Below are 21,511 nucleotides of genomic sequence, written 5' to 3' on the forward strand. Positions count from 1 at the left end.
CGGTTATTCCGGCTCCTGTAACCACTCTTTATTCAACGTTTCACTGTCCCCTAAATACTCCAGCAGCCAGCTCAGCGCCGGTGACATGTCATTTTGTTGCCAGGTCAGGCAGCAGGCCGCATCCGGGAACGGATTTTCCAGCTCCAGCGCCACCCATTCACCGCTGTCGATATACGGACGGGCAAAATGCGTGGGCACCATTCCGGCACACAGCCCGGCTGAAAGACAGGTTGCGGAAGATTCCCAGTCCGGCACCACAATCCGTTTTTGATTATCCAGCAGCCAGGTGATGCGTTTCGGCAGCGATCGCGAGGTATCTTCCTGCACCAGCGCCGACCAGTTGCGCAACACATCATCGCTGAGCGGGCCGGGCATCTGCGCCAGCGGGTGTTGACTCGACACCACGCAGTTCCAGCTCAGCATCCCCATATCGCGAAACGCATAACGCCCACCGACCGGGATCGCCTGTGTGGCCCCAATTGCCAGCTCCACGCGCCCGTCGGATAACGCATCCCATACGCCGTTGAACACTTCCTGGAACACGCACAGTTCGACATCCTTAAAGTGGCGATAGAAATCAACAATCATCTGCCGGGTGCGTTCCGGGCGCACAATATTGTCCACCGCGATGGCCAAATTGCCGCGCCAGCCGTTGGCAATTTGCTGACACTGCTGACGGGTGATCTGCATTTTTTTGATAACAGAGCGCCCCTCTTTCAAAAACCAGGCACCTGCGGGGGTTAATTCCACGTCACGATGGCGTCGTTCAAACAGCGGAACCGCCAGCCATTCCTCTAGCTGACGTACAGTATAGCTGATCGCCGAAGGCACACGGTGCAACTCCTGCGCGGCCGCGCTGAAGCTCCCGTTACGCGCTACGGCATCCACCACTTCAAGAGAATATTCTGACCACATAGGTTGCCTGCAAAAAATTTGAACTCAACAGACAAATATTAGCGTTTCACAAGCGAAGTTGCACTCCCTACACTCTGCTGCCATCGACACCTGCAACGAGAAAGAAAATGAATAAGCAACCTGGGAAAGGATTTTTGTGCTGGCTGGCTGGCCTGAGCGTACTCGGTTTTCTGGCAACCGATATGTATCTGCCCGCATTTGCCGCCATTCAAACTGATTTACAAACCCCTGCCGCCGCCGTCAGCGCCAGCCTTAGCCTGTTCCTGGCCGGTTTTGCCCTCGCACAGCTGATGTGGGGCCCGCTGTCTGACCGTTACGGTCGTAAACCTATTCTGCTGACCGGCCTGGCGATATTCGCCGTGGGCTGTCTGGGAATGCTGTGGGTGCGTGATGCAACCCTGTTGCTGGTGTTGCGCTTTGTGCAGGCGGTCGGCGTTTGCGCCGCTACCGTTACCTGGCAGGCGATGGTCACCGATTATTATCCGGCTCAGCGCACCAATCGTATCTTCGCGACTATCATGCCGCTGGTTGGACTTTCTCCGGCTCTGGCACCGCTGCTCGGCAGTTGGATCCTGCATCATTTCGAATGGCAGGCAATTTTTGCCACTCTGTTTGGCATTACGCTGCTGCTGATGCTGCCTGCGCTGCGTCTGCAAAAACCGGTGCGCATCGTGCATAAGGAAGAACAGCCCCTGACCTTCCTGACGCTTTTGCGCTCGAAAGATTATCGCGGCAACGTGCTGATTTACGCCGCCTGCTCCGCCAGCTTCTTCGCGTGGCTGACCGGCTCGCCGTTTATTCTGAGCGCCATGGGTTACGGCCCGACGGTGATTGGCCTGAGCTACGTGCCACAGACCATCGCTTTCCTTATCGGGGGCTACGGCTGTCGTGCCGCCCTGCAAAAATGGGAAGGTCAACAGATGCTGCCATGGCTGCTGCTGGCGTTCGCCGTGAGCGTAGCGGGCACCTTTGCTGTCGGTCTGACCGCAGGCAGCTCACTGACAGCCCTGCTCATCCCTTTCTGTCTGATGGCGATGGCCAACGGCGCGATTTACCCAATCGTTGTGGCTCAGGCACTGCGCCCATTCCCGCACGCCACGGGGCGGGCAGCAGCGATGCAAAACACGCTACAGTTGGGTTTGTGTTTTCTGGCAAGCCTGGTGGTTTCGACCCTGATTTCCACTCCACTCCTGACCACCACCAGCGTGATGCTGGCCACCGTAGTTCTGGCAGGCTGGGGTTATCGGATGCAGTTTGTTGCACAACGTGATGAAAACGCAGGTTCAACTGAAGAATCACACGCATAGTATCGTTAGCGACTATGTAACAATTCAGTCATTAGTTTGCTAAGAATTTTTTATTGAATCACTCATTTTTGCGGCTTATACTGATTTCGGTAACACATAAATACGATAAATATTAGCGATTAACGGGGGAACGGATCTCCCCCGATTAACCACGGAAGGCCTTTCGGCAAGGGTTATCTCCCTTCCTCTGTTCTACGTCGGATAGCAGACTCACGGATATTCCGTGAGAGTTCTCACACAACCAAAAAAGCGTCTACGCTGTTTTAAGGTTCTGATCACAAGCCGCGTGATGGAGAAGCTATGAGTTCATCGTGTATAGAAGAAGTAAATTTGCCTGATGATGACTGGTACCGCATTGTTAACGAATTACTGAGTCGTGCCGGCGTCAGAGTTAATGGTTCTGCTCCCTCAGATATCCGGGTCAATAATCCCCTGTTCTTTAAACGCGTGCTGCAGGAAGGGTCGCTGGGATTAGGCGAAAGCTATATGGACGGCTGGTGGGAATGTGAACGGCTCGATGTATTTTTTCATAATGTGCTTCGTGCCGGTCTGGAAAGCCAACTCCCCCACCATCTGAAAGATACGCTACGTGTCGCAGGCGCCCGTCTGCTCAATCTTCAAAGTAAAAAACGCGCCTGGATAGTAGGCAAAGAGCATTACGATTTGGGCAACGATTTATTCAGTCGGATGCTTGACCCCTTTATGCAATATTCCTGCGCGTACTGGAAAGATGCCCAAACGCTGGAACAGGCACAACAGGCGAAACTGGACCTCATTTGTCAGAAGCTGCATTTGCAGCCCGGCATGCGAGTTCTCGATATCGGCTGTGGCTGGGGTGGGCTGGCGCATTTTATGGCGAAAAACTACGGCGTGAGCGTCGTCGGTGTGACCATTTCGGCTGAACAGCAGAAGATGGCCCTGGCGCGCTGCGAAGGGCTGGACGTGCAAATCCTGTTGCAGGATTATCGAGATTTGCAGGATCAGTTCGACCGTATCGTTTCTGTCGGAATGTTCGAGCACGTCGGGCCGAAAAACTACGCCACCTATTTCAACGTGGTAGATCGTAACCTGACGCCTGACGGCCTGTTTTTGCTGCACACCATCGGGTCGAAGAAAACGGATAACAATGTCGATCCGTGGATCAACAAATACATCTTCCCGAATGGCTGCCTGCCGTCCGTACGTCAGATTGCCAGCGCCAGTGAACCGTACTTTGTGATGGAAGACTGGCACAATTTTGGCGCCGATTACGACACCACGCTGATGGCCTGGCATACGCGTTTTCTGCATAGCTGGCCGGAAATTGCTGACAACTATTCAGAGCGTTTCAGAAGGATGTTCTCTTATTATCTGAACGCCTGTGCCGGTGCTTTCCGCGCCCGTGACATTCAGCTCTGGCAGGTGGTATTCACCCGCGGGGCAGAAGGCGGTTTACGCGTCGCCCGATAAAACAACCCCCGGCAAGCCGGGGGTTGTTTTACTCATCTGCGCTACGCGTTTTGGCTGCCGCTTCTTTTGCGGCCATAACTCGTTCTACCGTATCCACCACCGCCTGCGTCTGCGGATCAATCTCAATGTTCACCTTCTCACCGAGCTTCTTCTTACCAAGCGTCGTGCGTTCCAGCGTTTCCGGGATCAGATGCACGCAGAAGCGCGTCAGCGTGACTTCTCCGACCGTCAGGCTAATACCGTCAATGCCGATAAAACCTTTGTACAGGATGTATTTCATCAATGTCGGATCCTGAACCTTAAACCATATCTGGCGGTTATTTTCAGAGGTCAGGATTTTTGATACGTCGGCGGTGGTCATAATATGACCCGACATTAAATGGCCGCCAATCTCATCGCTAAAACGCGCGGCACGTTCCACGTTAACCACGTCGCCCGCTTTCAGTTCGCCCAGATTGGTAATACGTAGCGTCTCTTTCATCAGGTCAAAACTGATGTGATTGCCGTTAATTTCCGTCACCGTCAGGCAGCAGCCGTTGTGGGCAACAGAGGCGCCAGTTTCAATACCGTCGAGCATATGCGCTGGCATTTCAACGATATGCGTGCGGAAGTTAGGTTTTTCATCGATGGACACAATTTTTGCCGTGCCCTGAACGATACCAGTAAACATGCCAATAACTCCTGTATCTTACGAGGGCGGAATCATCACCGCCTTTTATACCCCGCACAATACCAGTTGCTATCAGGCCTTGCCAGTCAGGCTGTGCTCACTGCCATTTTTTGACTGGCTTAATACCCATTACTCGCTACAATATATTCGAAAATTCCCCTGCTCTTTCTTTTTGCTGCCAGTGCCGGCGGCTTTTTTAGTCTCTTCAACAATAACAAACAATAAAAGGTACCCCCGTGCAAAAGTACGTTATTGAAGCGCGCCAGCTTCTCGCGCTGGCAATCCCGGTCATCATTGCGCAGGTGGCCCAGACCGCAATGGGTTTCGTTGATACGGTCATGGCCGGTGGTTACAGTGCCACCGATATGGCGGCGGTGGCTATTGGCACCTCTATCTGGCTCCCGGCGATTTTATTTGGTCACGGCTTGCTGCTGGCCCTGACGCCGGTGGTGGCCCAACTGAACGGTTCAGGTCGCCGCGACCGCATCGGCCATCAGATTCGCCAGGGATTCTGGCTCGCCGGTTTTGTCTCTATTCTGGTGATGATAGTGCTGTGGAATGCCGGTTATATCATTCACGCGATGCACAATATTGACCCGGTGCTGGCTGATAAAGCCGTGGGCTATCTGCGCGCGCTGCTGTGGGGCGTTCCAGGGTATTTGTTCTTCCAGGTATGCCGCAATCAGTGTGAAGGTCTGGCGAAAACCAAACCGGGTATGGTAATGGGCTTTATCGGCCTGCTGGTGAATATTCCGGTGAACTACATCTTTATTTACGGTCATTTCGGTATGCCAGAACTCGGCGGCGTTGGCTGCGGCGTGGCGACAGCGTCCGTTTACTGGGTCATGTTCTTCGCGATGGTTTCCTACGTGAAACGCGCCCGTTCAATGCGTGATATTCGCACCTACGAAGGATTCGTGAAGCCTGACTACGCGATCATGAAACGTCTGGTACAGCTCGGACTGCCTATCGCGTTAGCGCTGTTTTTCGAAGTGACGCTGTTTGCGGTGGTCGCCCTGCTGGTATCTCCTTTGGGGATTGTTGATGTGGCCGGACACCAGATTGCGCTTAACTTCAGCTCGCTGATGTTCGTCCTGCCAATGTCGCTGGCGGCGGCGGTAACCATTCGCGTGGGCTTTCGTCTGGGCCAAGGTTCCACGCTTGATGCACAAACCGCGGCCCGTACCGGACTTGGCGTCGGTGTCTGTATGGCAGTATTGACGGCGATTTTTACCGTGACGATGCGTGAGCATATTGCGCTGCTTTATAACGATAATCCTGAAGTGGTGACCCTGGCCTCGCATCTGATGCTGCTGGCGGCTATTTATCAAATCTCCGACTCAATTCAGGTGGTGGGCAGCGGGATCCTGCGTGGGTACAAAGACACGCGTTCGATTTTCTTTATCACCTTCACCGCCTATTGGGTGCTCGGTCTGCCATGCGGGTATATTCTGGCATTAACCGATATCGTCGTGCCGCGCATGGGCCCGGCGGGCTTCTGGATGGGCTTTATCATCGGCCTGACCTCTGCCGCAATCCTGATGATGTTGAGAATGCGTTTCCTGCAACGCCAGCCTTCCGCCATTATTCTGGCTCGCGCTGCACGCTAAGTGCCTGACAGCCGCCTCCGGGCGGCTGCTTTCTCAACATTTTGTGCAGTGTTTCCGCAATCGCGTGAAATCTGGAAGAAAAGTGGCATTTGCCTCTTGCCACTTCTCCTTCCTGCCGCTAATATTCGTCCCCGTTGTGCGTCCGTAGCTCAGTTGGTTAGAGCACCACCTTGACATGGTGGGGGTCGGTGGTTCGAGTCCACTCGGACGCACCATTGCGTTTATAGCTCAGTTGGTTAGAGCACCACCTTGACATGGTGGGGGTCGTTGGTTCGAGTCCAATTAAACGCACCATCTCTCTTTTGTGCGTCCGTAGCTCAGTTGGTTAGAGCACCACCTTGACATGGTGGGGGTCGGTGGTTCGAGTCCACTCGGACGCACCATTCTAAAAATTCGCTTCCTCTCCCCTTTACGCTCAAATGCTGTCCACATAACAATATTCAGGCAATGAAGCGCTTTCGCCCTTCTTACCGCACCTCAAATTTCAGTCCGGGTCGGTTTGCGTGCACTGTTTCGTACCACCAGTTTTCCCGACAGCACTTGCTGGACTGCCGGTGAATCCGCATCCTCGAATCGCTGAGTAATGATCCGCACTGCGGAAGCCACCATGTCGTTGACCGGCTGAACATAGGTCGTCAGGCTGAATAAAGGCCAGGCGCCCATCGGAATGTTATCGAACCCCACGACAGAGATATCCTGCCCTGCCACTAACCCCAATTCACCGACCACCACATTCAATGCGCCTATCGCCATAATATCGTTGGCGCAGAAAATGCCATCCGGACGATCTTTCCCTTTAAGCAACTGGCGGGTCGCTTCCATAGCCGTTTCAAGATCGTATAAACCCTGAACACGCCGCGGTGGGGCAATACCCTGCGCATGCAGGCGATCGCAGAAACCTTTCTCACGATCCCGGCTGGTCGATGAACTGTCGAGCCCGGCCATAAACGCCAGACGCTGGTGCCCACCCGCCACCAGAAAATCGGCAATTTGTGCGCCACCTACGAGGTTATCACTGGTCACACTTGAGACGCTTTTGCTGTCATTTTTTCGGTTCAGCAGTAATACAGGCAAGCCATTCTGCTGACACTCTTCAGCAAAATGGGATGAAAGCATGGTGGACACTAAGATCAGTGCCTCGACGCGATGCCGCAGTATATCTTCCAGAATCGGATCAGTATCACCATCGCCCTGCATTGAGAAGAGCAGCACGCGATATCCCATTTCGTTGAAGGCGTGCGACAGTTCGTCCACCAGCCCGGCATAGAAAGGATTCATCAAACCAGGCACCACTACGCCAATCATATTAGAGCGACGGGTTATCAGTGAACGTGCGACAAAACTTGGCCGGTAACCCAGGTGCGCTGCGGCGAGTTTGACTTTCTCCCGCGTCGCATCAGAGACCTTCCCCCCTTCGGTAAAGGCACGTGATACCGCAGATTGTGAAACGCCTGCAAGCTTTGCTACTTCATAGCTTGTCACGGGACGGCGGATACGTTCGACCATTGAGAGCTCCCTTCAAAAAGAAATACCGTGACAGACATTATGGAGGATTACACCCCTTAATCATAATTTTTGCGATCTCCATTGCATTCGAATGCAATAAAAGTTTCTTTCCGATTTATTTCATGACTACTATTGAATGCATTCGAAGTCACACACCTGCATAAGAGACACTGGAGAGTAGACGATCATGGCAAAATGGCTGAAACACGGCGCTGAAGCTGAGGCAATTAAATCCGCAGACCGTAAGGTTCGGGAAACCGTCGAAAGTATTCTGGCGGATATCGCGGAACGAGGAGACGCAGCGGTGCGGGAGCTTTCCATTCGCTTCGACAACCTGGATCGCGAAAGCTACCGGTTAACCGTTGAAGAAATTGCCACCTGTTATGAGCAATTGTCCAAGCGAGATATCGCCGATATCGCTTTTGCCCAGGAGCAGGTTCGCAATTTTGCCCAGCATCAGCGTGACAGCATGCACGATGTTGAGGTTGAAACGCTGCCGGGCGTGATCCTGGGTCATAAAAACATTCCAGTCAGCGCGGCAGGTTGTTATGTTCCGGGCGGAAAATATCCTCTCCTGGCCTCCGCGCACATGTCGGTCATCACCGCCAAAGTGGCGGGCGTACCTCGCATCATCACTTGCGCCCCGCCCTTCAATGGTAAACCAGCCCCGGCAATTGTCGTCGCGCAGCACATGGCCGGTGCCGATGAAATCTATTGCCTCGGCGGGATCCAGGCCGTCGCTGCGATGGCGATTGGCACAGAAACTATCGCCCCCGTTGATATGCTGGTAGGACCGGGCAATGCCTTTGTCGCCGAAGCGAAAAGGCAACTTTTCGGTCGCGTGGGCATCGACCTGTTTGCGGGCCCAACCGAAACACTGGTAATTGCTGATGACAGCGTTGATGGTGAACTGTGTGCCACCGATCTGCTTGGTCAGGCTGAGCATGGCCCGGACTCTCCGGCGATTTTGCTGACGACCTCTGAAAAACTCGCTATTGAAACACTTGCTGAAATCGAGCGCTTGTTAGAGATTTTACCCACGGCGAATATCGCTCGTCAGTCATGGGACAAATTTGGCGAAGTGATTGTCGCCGACAGCGACGAAGAAATGCGGGATATCGCCGATAAACTGGCTTTCGAACATGTGCAGGTGATGACCCGTAATCCTGACTGGTTCTTGCAGAATCTGCGTAATTTTGGCGCACTGTTCCTCGGACCTCGCACCAACGTCGCCTATGGGGATAAAGTTATCGGCACCAACCATACTCTGCCGACCAAACAGGCCGCACGTTATACCGGTGGATTATGGGTAGGTAAATTCCTCAAAACGTGTTCTTACCAAAAAGTCCTTACCGATGAAGCTTCAACCCATGTTGGCGAATATTGCTCTCGCCTGTGTGCGCTTGAAGGATTTGCAGGTCACGGTGAGCAAGCAAACATTCGCGTACGCCGCTATGGGCACAAAAATGTGCCTTATGCCGGCATTGTTGAATAAGGATGTAATGATGACGTTGCCCAAAACTCCCAGTTTTCGTCTGGATGGAAAACGCGCGCTGGTGACTGGAGGCTCCCGCGGCATCGGATATGCTGCGGGACTGGCGCTGGCCGAGGCCGGTGCAGAGGTATGGATTGCCGCCCGTGACGCTTCCCGGCTCAATAGCGCGGTAGAGACAGCCCGGGAGGCTGGCCTGAAACTGAACCCGGTGCAGGTCGACATCACCCGGCCTGAGGATGTTCAGCACGTTATCGAACACCTTCCTCAAATGGATATTTTGGTTAACAGCGCCGGACTGGCACGGCACCAGCATTTTACCGATGTCAGTCAGGAGAACTATGACGCCGTTATGGACATCAACGTGCGGGCGACATTTTTCCTGTCCCAGCAGGTGGTACGGCGGATGAAAAGTGCCGGTATTCAAGGATCGATTGTGCATATTTCATCGCAAATGGGGCATGTTGGCGGACCGATGCGCAGCGTTTATTGCGCATCAAAATTTGCACTGGAAGGCCTCACGCGGGCGATGGCCATTGAATTAGGCCCTTTCGGGATCCGCGTCAACACCCTGTGCCCGACGTTTATTGAAACCGAACTGTCGCAAAGCTCACTGGCCGACCCGCAATTTCATCAGCAGGTTCTGAGTAACATTAAACTCGGGCGTTTAGGGCAACTGGAAGATGTGATGGGACCGGTCGTGTTTCTTGTGTCCCCGGCAGCAGCTCTGATCACGGGCACTGCGTTAATGGTTGATGGCGGCTGGACCGCATCCTGAATCTGGAGGTTATTATGTCTGTGCAATTACTGCGTCGTGATGTCCTGCTGTTCTTCATTATCAGCCTGCTGTTTTTCGTCAGCATTCATGCTTTCGATCCGTTTCTCGCGCCTTACATTACCTCACTCAATGTCGAGGCCCGAACGATGGGCATTATTATCGGTGCGACGGGGCTGGCATCGATGCTGCTGCGTTTCCCTACGGGCATCCTTTCCGACCGTTTTCATAATCGTAAACGCATTATTCAGGTAGGTTTGCTGTTTACCATTCTTTCCTGGCCGATAGTGTTTTTACATCCGACACCGGAAACCTTGTTTATTGCCAAGCTGGCCGATGGCGTGACCAGCGCGACATGGGTAATTTACAACGTGATGTTTGTCGCTTTCTTCCCGCCTCTTGAAGCCGCTGCCGCCGTGGCGTTGCTCAGCGTCACCTCCCCGGTAGGCACCTTTATAGGCATCTCACTGGCGGGTTTTATGGCGCGTCATTTCGGCCCACAGTCGAGCTTTCTTGTCGCCACCGCGGCGGCGACCCTCGCCCTGCTGCTGACGTTCTTCATCCGTGAACGCCGTCCTGAGCGTGCGCGTGAAGAAGCCGCCGTATCCGCCGTGCGCAGCCAGCTCAGCGATAAATCTGTCTGGTTTCTCGGCGGCCTCTGTGCCGCAGTGATGATGGTGCCATTTGCCACCCGCGATACCCTCACGCCGCTGCTGGCTGAAGGGTTCGGCATGGCGGCGGGCTCACTCGCAACATTAAGCAGCATTCACCTGTTCTTTTATGCCCTCTCCACCGCACTCTGCGCGCCAGTCTTCTATCGCCGACTCGGCCTCGCCAAAACCGCGGTGATTGGCGGAGTGATGCAAGGGGTGGTCGCCATCGCAATGCCTTATGCGCCGAATATACTGGCGCTCTATGGCCTGCAGGCGCTGGCTGGCGTGTCCTTCGGTATGATTTTCACCGTGCTGAATTCTCTGATAATCACCCATACCCCGGTCTGGCAGCAGTCCACCCGCGTCGGGCTTTACCAGAGTATCTACTCCGCCGGGATTTTCTTCGGCCCGGTACTGGTCGGCTACATCAAATACTACTTCGCCATGAAACAGGGATTCCTGGTGGTCGGCCTGATTTCTATCCTTTCGATCGTGCTAATCCATCATGTGATTCGTATGGTTGAAGCCCGTCGTGAATCTGAAACCGTACCGGCATGAAGATGAAACCGCTTAAAAACGAGGCTGTTCCGTTAATTCTGCTCGGCGGTACCCTGTGCGACGAGCAGCTCTGGCAACCGATGCTGAATACACTCTCTGTCAGTCATGTGCAGTGTCTGACGCTGCAAGACGAAGAGTGCGCTCAGGCCGCCGCAGAGCGTCTGCTGGCGCAGCTACCTGCAAGATTCTGTGTGTGCGGATTTTCATTGGGCGCGATTGTCGCGTTACAGCTGCAGGCTATCGCCCCGCAACGCATCGCGGGACTGGCCCTGATTTCGGTTAATCCGTTCGCCGATCTGCCGCAAAATGCGCAACCGCGCCGGACGGCTGTAGAACACGCTCGGGCGCTTGGGTTTGAGGCATTTATTACACAACAGCTCTGGCCACGCTATGTCGCTGGTCAGCGCCAAAACGATGCTGATTTGCGCCAGAACATTATCGCCATGGCGCAAAATTGCGGCCATGAGGTCTTCGCCAGACAGACAGAAATTGCCATCAGCCGCATCGACCGTCGGGATGCACTGACAAAACTCACCGTACCGGTTCTGCTGGTGAATGGCGAAGAAGACCCGATTTGCACGGTGGAGCATCATCGTGCCGCACATCACGCCGCGCCCTCTGCACACTGGCAAACGCTACCTGGCGTCGGTCACTTTGTGCCGCTTGAAGCGCCACAATTGACAGCCAAAGTCCTTCATTCATGGTTAAACGAGGTCCTGCTATGCGAATTAACCCACTAAAACAACACCAGCAACCGATAATCAATGGCTGGCTGGCCATTCCGAGCAGTTACAGTGCCGAAATCGTCGGCCACCAGGGGTATGACTCAGTCACGGTCGATATGCAACACGGTATGATCGACTTCGCCTCCGCGCTGACCATGTTACAGGCACTCTCCTCGACTCCTGCAACTCCCATTGCACGTGTCTCGCACAATGACGGGGCGCTCATTATGCAACTGCTCGATGCAGGCGCATACGGCATTATCTGCCCGATGGTTTCCACCGCCGACGAGGCGCGCCGTTTCGTCTCGGCCTGCCGCTATCCGCCTCTGGGTAACCGCTCATTCGGACCCGCGCGCGCCCTGCTGTATGGCGGCAAAGATTATCCTCAACATGCCAACGAGCAAATCCTGACCCTGGCGATGATTGAAACCCGTGATGGCTTAAAAAATCTGGATGCGATCCTCGATGTGGAAGGATTAGACGGCATTTTCATTGGGCCTAACGATCTTTCCCTGACGCTGACCGGCACGGCCAGTGCAGAGTCTCAGCACCCGGAAATGCTGGAGGCGGTCGATCATGTTCTCAAACGCACTCAAGCGGCCAACAAAATTGCCGGAATCTTCTGCACCTCGGGCCAGGCTGCGGCTGACCGTATCGCGCAAGGTTTCACCCTGGTGACGCCAGCAAATGATGTTATGCAACTCTCTCAGGCTGGTCGCGAAGCGGTTGCTCGCGCTCGCGGCAACGTTCTTCCGGCCCGTTCAGGTTCCGGTTATTAATGGAGATGGTATGAAAAACACGACTCTGACCCACGAAGAAGCCCGTAAGCGCCTGATTACGCCAGAAGATATGGTGTCATGCAGCGTGGCGTTTATTGACTGCAAATTACCCGGCTCTCATCTTAAGCAGAATTACTCGTTTATCGGGCCTGGCGTCACGCAATCGAGCGAGCAAGTCATCAATATTCCGCTGCCTCACGGTTTCAACATTGGCGCTGCCGCAATGCCGAAAGGCGTCACCAATAATCTTCATCTTCATTTCACCGCCGAAGTGTTCCTGATCCATGAAGGGAGTTGGCGCTTTCGCTGGGGTGCAAATGGCGAAAATGAAGCGACATTCAGCGCACCGGCAATTTTGTCGATCCCGACGTGGATCTTCCGTGGTTTTACCAATGCTTCAGCAACGGACACCGATGGCTGGGTCTTCACCGTACTGGGCGGCGATAACACCGGCGGTATTATCTGGCACCCCTCCGTTATGCAAGCGGCGAAAGAATACGGGTTATACCTCAGCCGCGAGAACATGCTGATCGATGTTGAAAAAGGAGATGCGATTCCGGACGCTTCGGCGCTGATGCCGGAACTGGCACAAGCCGAAATCGAGAGTCTCACCCACTATACGCCGCAGCAAATGGCAGAATTTGCGGTGACGGGTGAGCAACGCCAATGGTCCTCGCAGGGATTGCTGGATGCAATCCTGCCCGGCCACGGTGCACAAATTGCGCCGGTTATCGGGTTTGGTGTCAGCCAGGATCGAAACAGCCAGCCGAAAATTATCCGTCCTCATGGTTTTTCAGTGGAATGGTTGAAACTGCCAGCGGGCGGCCAGCTTGGCCGTCACCGTTGTGAGCAGGTTCAGGTGATCATGGTCTTTAAAGGCACGCTGGAAGTGACGTTCAATCACCAGGGTGAAGAGGTGGTCCTCACCGCCCCTGAACGCTCGGTCATTTCTGTTCCGGAAAACTGCTGGCGGCAGTACCGTGCGCTGGACGGTGAGTGTGAAGTGACGCTGACCAGTCGTGGCGATCAGCGCAAAACGCTCTACTGGGATGAAGAGATCGTCGCCGCAGCGGAGCAACACGGCTGGGCTGTAGATCCTGACGGCTATATTGCGAAGGTAGATGTCATGCCTCTTACGGCACGTAAGGTTGCCCGCCGCGTGTCTGCGGCCTACACCGCGCGCATCGAAAACTAGATTCGCCCTATACCGGCTCTTCCGCCGGTAAAAAATCCTACCGACTCTCTCTTTCAAAGCCATCTGCACGTCAGATGGCTTTTTTCATTTAGATGATTCAGCGAGTTATCGCTGGCCAGCGTTTTCACAAACTGTCGCGTTAATCCCGCACAATCCATGATACCTGCTGAGTTTTCGTTGCCGGAACGTGCGTGCGTCGGCGATACGACCCTAAGCTGTCGGGCGTACAGTAGGTACAGTGTGCCAGACAGTCGATGTTTTCCTGCCGCACTCCTGCATCCAGTAGATGAATCTCGCAAAATGTCGGTAAATCAAACCACAGACTGTTTTCTTCACGTGCTGTGGCACTGATCGCATTTGGCCCTCGCGCTGCCACAGAGAACAAACGCTGCTTGTGTTGGCGCACCTGTTCTGCGGCAGGTGTTTGTAATAACGCGTCATAAAATGAGGGCGACACCTCATAACAGCACGGGCGAATATGCGGACCGATAGCAACGATAATATCCTCAAGACTCACCCCCGCTGCGATAAACTGCGCCACGCTTTCCCGCACGATGCCCTGCGCGGTACCGCGCCATCCGGCATGAACGCTGGCAATAAAGCGTCCGTCACGCGACGCCATCAATAAGGGTAAACAATCTGCGGTATAGACCCCGATCTGCTGGCCTGAAATTTGCGTAAAAAGGCCATCCGCATGAGGACGCTCTGTAGGAGGTGCGACGTAATTGAGGATCTCCGTGCCGTGGACCTGCTTGATATCCACGAGGGTGGATTTATCAAACACCGCGAATTCATGCACGTCGAGAAAGGCGTGGCGAACGCCGGGGATGTCTGCCAGTAAACGGGAAAAATAGGCCATGAGGTTCTGTCATTCGAATGTCGTAGCCTTTAACCGTAATCCAGCGACGCCTTTCCGACAAGTCGGCAGGCATCGCTGGCAACGATTAATTACAACACCTTACTGAGAAACGACGCGGTGCGAGGGTTCTGCGGCGCGCTGAAAATCTGCTCTGGCGTGCCCTGCTCCTGAATAATGCCCTGGTCGATGAAAATCACCCGATCCGCCACTTCGCGAGCAAAGCCCATTTCGTGGGTCACGATAACCATCGTCATCCCTTCCGTGGCCAGGTTTTTCATCACTTCCAGCACGTCGCCGACCAGTTCTGGGTCAAGCGCGGACGTCGGCTCATCGAACAGCATGAGCGACGGCTGCATCGCTAAAGCCCGGGCAATGGCCACGCGCTGCTGCTGCCCGCCGGACAGACTGGACGGCCAGGCATCGCGCTTATCGCTCAAACCGACTTTCGCCAGCAGCCCTTCGGCATAGGTCACTGCCTCGGCGCGGGACATGCCGCGCAGCGCCATCGGCGCCATCAGCAGGTTATCCAGCACCGTCATGTGCGGAAACAGGTTAAAGCGCTGGAAGACCATGCCCACACTCTCGCGGAGTTTATTGAGATCGGTCTTCTTATCGTGTACCGGGAAGCCGTTGACCTCCACTTCGCCTTCGCTCACCGATTCCAGCGCGTTCATGCAGCGTAAAAAGGTGCTTTTCCCGGAGCCGGAAGGCCCAATCACGCAGACCACCTCCTGCGGTTGAATATCACAGTCGATACCGCGCAGAACGTGGCTCGCACCGAAGTGCTTATGCAGATTTTTAATGTGAATCACTTTTGCCAAACCTCTTTTCCAGACGGTTAACCAGCTGCGCCAGCACGAAGGTAATTACCCAATAGACAACCGAAATGGTCAGGTACGGTTCCCAATAAGTGGCGTACGCCCCGGAAACGGTACGCGCGGCGTACGCCAGGTCTGCCAGACCAATCGCCGACGCCAGCGAAGAGTCTTTCACAATCGCGATGGCGTTATTGCCGAGTGGCGGCAGAATACGGCGAAACGCCTGCGGTAAAATCACCTTGCGCATGGTTTTCCACCACGGCATACCCAGCGCGCGGGACGCTTCCATCTGGCCTTTATCAATCGACTGAATGCCTGCGCGGAAAATCTCCGACACATAGGCCCCGGCGTTGAGCGTAATCGCCACGATGCAGGACAAAAACGCACCGTAGTTTGATCGCAATTCACGGGCGAAATCGCTGCTCATCACGCCGTGAGTTACCAGCAGACCATCGCGTGGGTTAATGAACAGCGGTACCAGCGCAAAATGGACCACCATGATTTGCACGAACAGCGGTGTGCCGCGAAAGGCGCTGACATAAAAGCGCACCGGGAACTGCACCAGATAGCGCAGCACATATTTCCACGGCCCGTGTTCGGCCTTCGCCATCCGGCCCAGGCCGAGCGTCAGCCCCCACAGCGTACCGAGGATCACACAAATAATGGTGCATTTGAGGGTCATTATCGCGCCGTCAATAAACAGCGGGCCGTACTCCTCGATAATTTCCCAACGGAATCCCGTCATAGCTTTTCCCTGAAAAAAACGGCGATCGTCAGCAGTGGCGATCGCCGTGAAAATAAAAAAGAAGATATTACTGAGCTGGCAACGTCGGAACGTCTGCGTCAAACCAGGTTTGATAAATTTTGGCGTAGGTGCCGTCGGCGACGATCTTTTTCAGGCCGTCGTTAATTTTGCCGAGCAGTTCGGTGTTGCCTTTCGCTACCGCAATACCGAAATACTGACGCTCAAATTTGGCATCCGGGACCAGTTTGAACTGTTTTTCCGGGTGCTGTTTGATGTAGTACTTCACCACACCAACATCGCCGACCGCTGCGCTCACGCCATCTTCGAACAGTTCTTGCAGCATTAACGGCGTGTTGTCGAAGCGCTTGATGGCAGTACTGTTTTTACCCAGCACGTCAGAGACCACGATGTCCCCGGTGCTGGAGTTCACTACGCCGACCTTCTCGTCTTTCAGCGCCGCCAGCGAACTGACTTTAGAATCCTTCGGCACCACAATCGACTGTTCCGCCGGGAAGTACGGCGCGGAGAAGTCGATCATCTGCTTACGCTTGTCGGTAATGGTGATGCCGGAAATGATGATGTCACGGTCGCCGGAATTGAGGGTAGCGAAGATACCTTCCCACGGCGTGTTGATCAGTTTGATATCGAAGTTCTCGGCTTTGGCGATGGCTTTAATCACATCGATATCAAAACCTTCCAGCTGTTTCTGGCTGTTTTCAAATTCAAACGGGCGATAGGTACCACCCGCGCCGACGATATACGTTTGAGCTGCCGCATGGGCGCTGGCCGCCAGCGCTGCTGTTAAACAAAATCCTTTTATCCATTTGCTGATCATACCATCACCTTTTTATGCATTTAATTTGCATAAAAATATATAACTTAATCGACATATGCAATACGAGAAGCAGGTTATTACATCCGGTTATAACGATCCTTCTCTTGATCCATTGTGATAATCGTCACGAAAGGTTTGCAACCTGCATCGCTATATAATCTAATGCATAGCGATTTTTTCCCTTCTCAGAGTGAATCATGTCCAGACTACACCGCCTTTATCTGTGCACTGCCCTTGCTTGCAGCGCTCTTCTCACCGCGACGGCCGCCCACGCTGACCGGACCGTTACTGACCAGTTGGGTCGTCAGGTCACGCTGCCCGATCACGTCAATCGCGTGGTGGTACTTCAGCATCAGACGCTGAATCTGCTGGTACAGCTGAATGCGCAGGACGATATCGTCGGCGTGATGAGCAGCTGGAAAAAACAGCTCGGGCCGCAGTTTGCACGCTTTATGCCGAAAATCACCACGCTGCCAATGCCGGGCGATCTGACCCAGGCCAATATTGAAAGCCTGCTGGCGCTGCATCCGCAGGTGGTTTTCGTGGCGAACTACGCGCCGACCGAAATGATCCAGCAGATTCAGAATGCCGGTATTCCGGTGGTGGCGATTTCTTTGCGCGAGGACGCCGCCAGCGAGAAAAATAAAATGAACCCGACAATGGCCAACGAAGAACAGGCCTATAACGACGGATTGAAGCAGGGCATTCGCCTGATTGGCGACGTAGTGGAACGGCCGAAAGAAGCCGAGGCGTTAATCAACTACACCTTCAGCGCACGCGCCAACGCTAACGCTCCGGTGGCCGAGATTCCTGAGGCTAAAAAAGTCCGCGTGTATATGGCAAACCCGGATCTCAACACCTACGGCTCAGGCAAATATACCGGGCTGATGATGGAACATGCAGGTGCGCTGAACGTGGCGGCGGCTACGGTTAAAGGCGCACGTCAGGTGTCGCTGGAGCAGGTTTTACAGTGGGATCCTCAGGTTATTTTTGTGCAGGACCGCTACCCACAGGTGCTGAAAGCCATCGAAAGCGATCCGCAGTGGCAGGCAATTGACGCCGTGAAAAACCACCGCGTGTGGCTGATGCCGGAATATGCCAAAGCCTGGGGCTATCCGATGCCGGAAGCGATGGCGATTGGTGAGCTGTGGATGGCGAAAAAACTCTATCCGGAGCGCTATAAAAACGTCGATGTGGATGCTCTGGCGCAGGATTACTATCAGCGCTTTTACCGCGTGAGCTGGAAATCGAATGCCCTCTGAGGCCCGGTTTCGCGCGCTGCAAATGGGGTTAATGGCCTTAACGTTGCTGCTGGCACTGGTTTCGCTGTGTCTCGGCCAATATCATTTGCCAATTTGTGACGTTGTCACTCATCTTCTCCATCCTTATACGGCGAACGATATCGCCGGACAGGTAGTGTGGACAGTGCGTTTACCACGCGTGGTGATGGCCTTTCTCTGCGGTGCGGCGCTTGGTTTGAGCGGCGCCACGCTACAGGGCGTGTTTCGCAATCCGCTGGTCGATCCGCATATCATCGGCGTGACCTCCGGCGCCGCGTTTGGCGGCACGCTGGCGATTCTGCTCGGGTTAAGTCCGCTTTTAATGATGGGCTCGACATTTGGCTTTGGCCTGGCCGCACTGGGACTGGTGTATCTGATTGCGACCTTACAAGGGCGCGAAAGTACGCTGGTGCTTATTTTGTCGGGCATTATCCTCAGCGGCTTTTTCGCCGCGCTGGTCAGCCTGATGCAGTACCTCGCCGATACCGAAGAGGTGTTACCCAACATCGTATTCTGGCTGCTTGGCAGTTTTGCCACCGCCAACTGGCACAAAGTGATACTGGTCGCCGGGCCGGTGCTGCTGGCGGGTACGGTGCTGTTCGCCCTGCGCTGGCGCATCAATTTGCTGTCACTGGATGAGAAAGATGCGCGGGCGCTCGGCGTATCGGTGAAACCACTGCGTCGCGGGGTGCTGGTCAGCTGTGCATTGCTGGTTGCCGCCCAAGTGGCGGTCAGCGGCAGCATTGCCTGGGTCGGGCTGGTGATTCCGCATCTGGCGCGGCTGTTAGTCGGGGCCGACCATCGCCGCCTGTTGCCCACCGCGTTCTGGCTCGGCGGCGGGTTTATGATCGTGGTCGACGATCTCGCCCGCACCCTGACGAATGCCGAAATACCTATCGGCATTATTACCGCCCTGGTCGGCGCGCCGGCCTTCACCTTTTTGCTGATTTACAGCCAACGTCGGAGTGCGCCATGATCACCGCTTCGTTATCCGTCAGCGAACTGCTGTACGGTCACGGCCAGCCGCTGTTTTCGCCGCTCAGTTTTGCCTGTCAGCCAGGGAAGATCTGGGCCGTACTTGGCGCGAATGGACGCGGAAAAAGTACCTTACTGGATACGCTGACCGGGGTGTTGCCCGCCCTCGGTGGCCAGTTTTCGGTTGATGGCGGCGTCAGCGTGGTACCGCAGTCGTTTCGCCCGGCCTTCGCCTGGCAGGTGCAGGACGTGGTGCTGATGGGCCGTGCTCGCCACGTGGCGCTGTTTTCACAGCCGTCAGCCGACGACCGACAGCAGGTCGCGAAGGCGCTGTCGCAGCTCAACATTTCCGCACTGGCGCAGCAAAACTTCGGCACGCTCTCCGGTGGTCAGCAGCAACTGGTGATGATTGCCCGGGCACTGGTCAGCGGCAGTCAGAATATTTTGCTTGATGAGCCTTGCTCCGCGCTGGACCTGGCTAATCAACAGGTGGTGCTGCAATTGATAAGCGACCTGGCACATCGCCAGCAGCGCAGCGTGCTGTTTACGACGCACGATCCGACCCATGCATTGCAGGTGGCGAGCCATACGCTGATGCTGTTGCCGGAGGGGAAATGGCTGGCGGGTGAAACCGACGATGTGGTGACGGACCGCCATCTGCACCAGGCCTATGGTGTACCGGTCAGGACGCTGACGCTGGATGACTATCCGCGTCAGGTAATCGCCCCATTATTTTCCATTGAGCGTTAAAAAACCGGCCTCACGTAAAAATGCCTGACCAACCGATCCCACAATAAACTGTTCCAGCGGTTGCGCGGCATCACTGAGCCGCGCCAGCTGATATTCACAGCGCGTCTGATACGCCTCTGGCAGCGCCAGAATACGCAAATCGTCAGTGTGTTCCAGCGCCTGAGCGTAGTGCGCATACCCGATAAACAGGTCGGTCAAATTCTGGCGTATCAACCACGCGCTGGCAATTTCCCCTGCCGGAACGATTAGTGAGTCTCTGCCGCCCACCAGCCTGTTTGCCCGCGCGGTTAGCGCCATATCCGGGTATTCCGCTTCAACTCGGGCCAACAGGTCGAAGGTGTAATCGCCAGACGGGTCGCAACCTGGCGTTGAAGTGCCGAGCCGCAGCGCCGGATTCGCCAGCAGGCTCAGCCAGTCGGCGTTTTCCGTTTGTGCGGTTTTACGTGCCGTGAGGTTCAGACGATTAAACGCAAAGGTCGCCGCCGCCTGCGCACGTCCGTTCGCCAGCAGCGTTTGCGGATGTTGCGTGTTAGCAGAAGCGAACAGGTCGCAGCGCTCACCGGCTTCGATGCGCTCCCGCAGCAGGCCCGCCGGGCCAAAATCGACAGAGACAGGAATGCCGGTTTGTTGGCTGAAATGCTGACACAGCGGAATAAATGCCCGCTTGAGACTGCCCGCAGCGAGTACGTGAAGGATTGTGGTCATCAGTGTGAAATCTTTGCCCGGTTCGAAAGCAATTATCTTAACCGGGCAAACAGGGAACGCCAGTCGAATCCGCTTATTCCCTGATCTCAGCCCGCTCACGCAGCTGTTCAGGGGTAGCGACCGGCAGGCCAAAGAACTTCAGATAGGCGGGGATCATTTCAAACAGCATGTCGGTGCCGCGCTGCACCTGACAATCGCGGGCCATCGCGGCTTGTAAGAACGGCGTCCAGGTCTGGCTCATGACCACTTCGCCGACGTACGCGCCGGGCGTCAGGCGGTCAACATCCAGCGGCAGCGGATCGCCCGGTTTCATGCCCATCGGTGTAGCGTTTACCACCAGCGAATGGCCCTGCGGATCCTTTTGCATCAGCCTGACTTCAAGCGTCGGATAATGACGTAGCAGGCGCATGGCCAGCGCCTGAGCGGTTTGCTCACGGGTATCAAACAGCGTGAGCGATGGCACGCCGGCCGCAGCGAGAGAGGCGGCAATCGCCGATCCCACGCCGCCGCAGCCTACCACTAATGCCCGGGCATTCTCCGCACAAAAGCCTTTACGCTGAATGCCCCGCACGAAACCATCGCCGTCGAACATATCCCCGATGAGGGAACCGTCCTCTTCACGCCGAATGGCATTGCAGGCTCCGGCAATCGCCGCCGTCGGGCTTAAGTTTTGCACCAGCCCGGCGGTGACGACTTTATGCGGCATCGTCACCAGCGCACCAACCAGATTAGTCATCTGAAACAGGGCTGGCACGAACGCGGCAAAGGCCTCCGGACGCACGCCCATCGGCACCACTTTGACATCCACGTTTTGTGCCGCAAACCACGGGTTGTAAATCATCGGCGCTTTGAAACTTTCCGTGGGCCAGCCCAGATGCGCAATCAGTCTGGTGTTTCCGGTAATGATCAT

The 21,511-nt window shown here is 55.1% G+C and carries 21 protein-coding genes and 3 tRNA genes; 15 read left to right on the forward strand and 9 right to left on the reverse strand.

What is annotated here, in order from left to right:
• Window positions 1–3: 3 nt before the first annotated feature.
• Window positions 4–915 carry a DNA-binding transcriptional activator PunR gene (gene punR / locus MUU47_RS12045; RefSeq protein WP_159767809.1) on the reverse strand — a complete coding sequence of 304 codons (912 nt, stop codon included), beginning with the start codon at window positions 913–915 and terminating at the stop codon, window positions 4–6.
• A gap of 107 nt (window positions 916–1,022) precedes the next feature.
• On the opposite strand from punR, the gene punC reads away from it, so the two are divergent.
• Together punC and cfa are read left to right on the forward strand one after the other, a co-directional pair.
• The gene (gene punC / locus MUU47_RS12050; RefSeq protein ID WP_258988441.1) at window positions 1,023–2,222 is read left to right on the forward strand and encodes a purine nucleoside transporter PunC; all 1,200 of its coding nucleotides are present in this window, start codon (window positions 1,023–1,025) and stop codon (window positions 2,220–2,222) included.
• Window positions 2,223–2,522: 300 nt separating this feature from the next.
• On the forward strand, window positions 2,523–3,671 hold the full coding sequence (cfa, locus tag MUU47_RS12055; protein ID WP_258988442.1) for a cyclopropane fatty acyl phospholipid synthase: 1,149 nt from the start codon (window positions 2,523–2,525) through the stop codon (window positions 3,669–3,671).
• A 28-nt stretch (window positions 3,672–3,699) separates the two neighbouring features.
• Here the strand turns inward: cfa and MUU47_RS12060 are convergent, their stop codons facing one another.
• Window positions 3,700–4,341, reverse strand: coding sequence for a riboflavin synthase subunit alpha (locus tag MUU47_RS12060; protein ID WP_258988443.1), 642 nt, complete (start codon window positions 4,339–4,341; stop codon window positions 3,700–3,702).
• Between the two features lie 236 nt (window positions 4,342–4,577).
• Between MUU47_RS12060 and mdtK the strand changes: the two genes are divergently transcribed.
• The 4 genes from mdtK to MUU47_RS12080 all read left to right on the forward strand — a co-directional run bounded on the left by mdtK (window position 4,578) and on the right by MUU47_RS12080 (window position 6,334).
• Entirely contained in the window at window positions 4,578–5,951 is a 1,374-nt protein-coding gene (gene mdtK / locus MUU47_RS12065) for an MdtK family multidrug efflux MATE transporter (protein WP_258988444.1), read from the forward strand.
• A 138-nt stretch (window positions 5,952–6,089) separates the two neighbouring features.
• Window positions 6,090–6,166: transfer RNA gene (locus MUU47_RS12070), tRNA-Val, on the forward strand.
• Window positions 6,167–6,168: 2 nt separating this feature from the next.
• Window positions 6,169–6,245: transfer RNA gene (locus MUU47_RS12075), tRNA-Val, on the forward strand.
• Window positions 6,246–6,257: 12 nt separating this feature from the next.
• Window positions 6,258–6,334: transfer RNA gene (locus tag MUU47_RS12080), tRNA-Val, on the forward strand.
• Between the two features lie 94 nt (window positions 6,335–6,428).
• Here the strand turns inward: MUU47_RS12080 and MUU47_RS12085 are convergent.
• Window positions 6,429–7,457, reverse strand: a complete 1,029-nt coding sequence (locus MUU47_RS12085) for a LacI family DNA-binding transcriptional regulator (RefSeq protein ID WP_258988445.1) — start codon at window positions 7,455–7,457, stop codon at window positions 6,429–6,431.
• Between the two features lie 187 nt (window positions 7,458–7,644).
• On the opposite strand from MUU47_RS12085, the gene hisD reads away from it, so the two are divergent.
• Genes hisD through MUU47_RS12115 form a run of 6 tightly spaced genes read left to right on the forward strand, consistent with a single transcriptional unit; the run spans window position 7,645 to window position 13,634 of the window.
• Window positions 7,645–8,952: a histidinol dehydrogenase gene (hisD, locus tag MUU47_RS12090; protein ID WP_258988446.1), complete on the forward strand. Its 1,308-nt coding sequence runs from the start codon at window positions 7,645–7,647 to the stop codon at window positions 8,950–8,952.
• A 7-nt stretch (window positions 8,953–8,959) separates the two neighbouring features.
• Entirely contained in the window at window positions 8,960–9,727 is a 768-nt protein-coding gene (locus MUU47_RS12095; protein WP_258988447.1) for an SDR family NAD(P)-dependent oxidoreductase, read from the forward strand.
• Between the two features lie 14 nt (window positions 9,728–9,741).
• The gene (locus MUU47_RS12100) at window positions 9,742–10,935 is read left to right on the forward strand and encodes an MFS transporter (RefSeq protein ID WP_258988448.1); all 1,194 of its coding nucleotides are present in this window, start codon (window positions 9,742–9,744) and stop codon (window positions 10,933–10,935) included.
• Window positions 10,936–10,937: 2 nt separating this feature from the next.
• Window positions 10,938–11,675 carry an alpha/beta fold hydrolase gene (locus MUU47_RS12105; protein ID WP_258988449.1) on the forward strand — a complete coding sequence of 246 codons (738 nt, stop codon included), beginning with the start codon at window positions 10,938–10,940 and terminating at the stop codon, window positions 11,673–11,675.
• Window positions 11,657–12,439, forward strand: a complete 783-nt coding sequence (locus MUU47_RS12110) for an HpcH/HpaI aldolase family protein (RefSeq protein ID WP_258988450.1) — start codon at window positions 11,657–11,659, stop codon at window positions 12,437–12,439. Before MUU47_RS12105 ends, MUU47_RS12110 begins: the two co-directional genes overlap by 19 nt.
• A 10-nt stretch (window positions 12,440–12,449) precedes the next feature.
• Window positions 12,450–13,634 carry a cupin domain-containing protein gene (locus MUU47_RS12115; protein WP_258988451.1) on the forward strand — a complete coding sequence of 395 codons (1,185 nt, stop codon included), beginning with the start codon at window positions 12,450–12,452 and terminating at the stop codon, window positions 13,632–13,634.
• A 139-nt stretch (window positions 13,635–13,773) separates the two neighbouring features.
• Here MUU47_RS12115 and pgeF read toward each other — a convergent pair whose 3' ends face one another.
• The 4 genes from pgeF to MUU47_RS12135 form a co-directional block, all read right to left on the reverse strand.
• Window positions 13,774–14,493: a peptidoglycan editing factor PgeF gene (gene pgeF / locus MUU47_RS12120; RefSeq protein ID WP_258988452.1), complete on the reverse strand. Its 720-nt coding sequence runs from the start codon at window positions 14,491–14,493 to the stop codon at window positions 13,774–13,776.
• An 89-nt stretch (window positions 14,494–14,582) separates the two neighbouring features.
• Complete coding sequence (locus MUU47_RS12125) at window positions 14,583–15,305, reverse strand: amino acid ABC transporter ATP-binding protein (RefSeq protein WP_258988590.1); 723 nt, start codon at window positions 15,303–15,305, stop codon at window positions 14,583–14,585.
• The gene (locus tag MUU47_RS12130) at window positions 15,292–16,056 is read right to left on the reverse strand and encodes an amino acid ABC transporter permease (protein ID WP_159767752.1); all 765 of its coding nucleotides are present in this window, start codon (window positions 16,054–16,056) and stop codon (window positions 15,292–15,294) included. The genes MUU47_RS12125 and MUU47_RS12130 overlap by 14 nt, the downstream gene beginning before the upstream one ends.
• Window positions 16,057–16,123: 67 nt before the next feature.
• On the reverse strand, window positions 16,124–16,891 hold the full coding sequence (locus tag MUU47_RS12135; RefSeq protein WP_258988454.1) for a basic amino acid ABC transporter substrate-binding protein: 768 nt from the start codon (window positions 16,889–16,891) through the stop codon (window positions 16,124–16,126).
• A gap of 197 nt (window positions 16,892–17,088) precedes the next feature.
• Here MUU47_RS12135 and MUU47_RS12140 point away from each other — a divergent pair, with 197 nt between their 5' ends.
• The 3 genes from MUU47_RS12140 to MUU47_RS12150 are packed head-to-tail and all read left to right on the forward strand — an operon-like array spanning window position 17,089 to window position 19,896.
• Entirely contained in the window at window positions 17,089–18,153 is a 1,065-nt protein-coding gene (locus MUU47_RS12140) for an ABC transporter substrate-binding protein (RefSeq protein WP_258988455.1), read from the forward strand.
• Window positions 18,143–19,147 carry a FecCD family ABC transporter permease gene (locus MUU47_RS12145; protein ID WP_258988456.1) on the forward strand — a complete coding sequence of 335 codons (1,005 nt, stop codon included), beginning with the start codon at window positions 18,143–18,145 and terminating at the stop codon, window positions 19,145–19,147. The genes MUU47_RS12140 and MUU47_RS12145 overlap by 11 nt, the downstream gene beginning before the upstream one ends.
• On the forward strand, window positions 19,147–19,896 hold the full coding sequence (locus MUU47_RS12150) for an ABC transporter ATP-binding protein (protein ID WP_258988591.1): 750 nt from the start codon (window positions 19,147–19,149) through the stop codon (window positions 19,894–19,896). Before MUU47_RS12145 ends, MUU47_RS12150 begins: the two co-directional genes overlap by 1 nt.
• Here MUU47_RS12150 and MUU47_RS12155 read toward each other — a convergent pair.
• Window positions 19,876–20,604, reverse strand: coding sequence for a substrate-binding domain-containing protein (locus tag MUU47_RS12155; RefSeq protein ID WP_258988592.1), 729 nt, complete (start codon window positions 20,602–20,604; stop codon window positions 19,876–19,878). The genes MUU47_RS12150 and MUU47_RS12155 overlap by 21 nt on opposite strands.
• A 70-nt stretch (window positions 20,605–20,674) precedes the next feature.
• Window positions 20,675–21,511: a shikimate dehydrogenase family protein gene (locus MUU47_RS12160; RefSeq protein ID WP_258988457.1), complete on the reverse strand. Its 837-nt coding sequence runs from the start codon at window positions 21,509–21,511 to the stop codon at window positions 20,675–20,677.

The sequence above is a fragment of the Scandinavium hiltneri genome (assembly GCF_024764835.1).
GTDB classification, from domain to species: domain Bacteria; phylum Pseudomonadota; class Gammaproteobacteria; order Enterobacterales; family Enterobacteriaceae; genus Scandinavium; species Scandinavium hiltneri.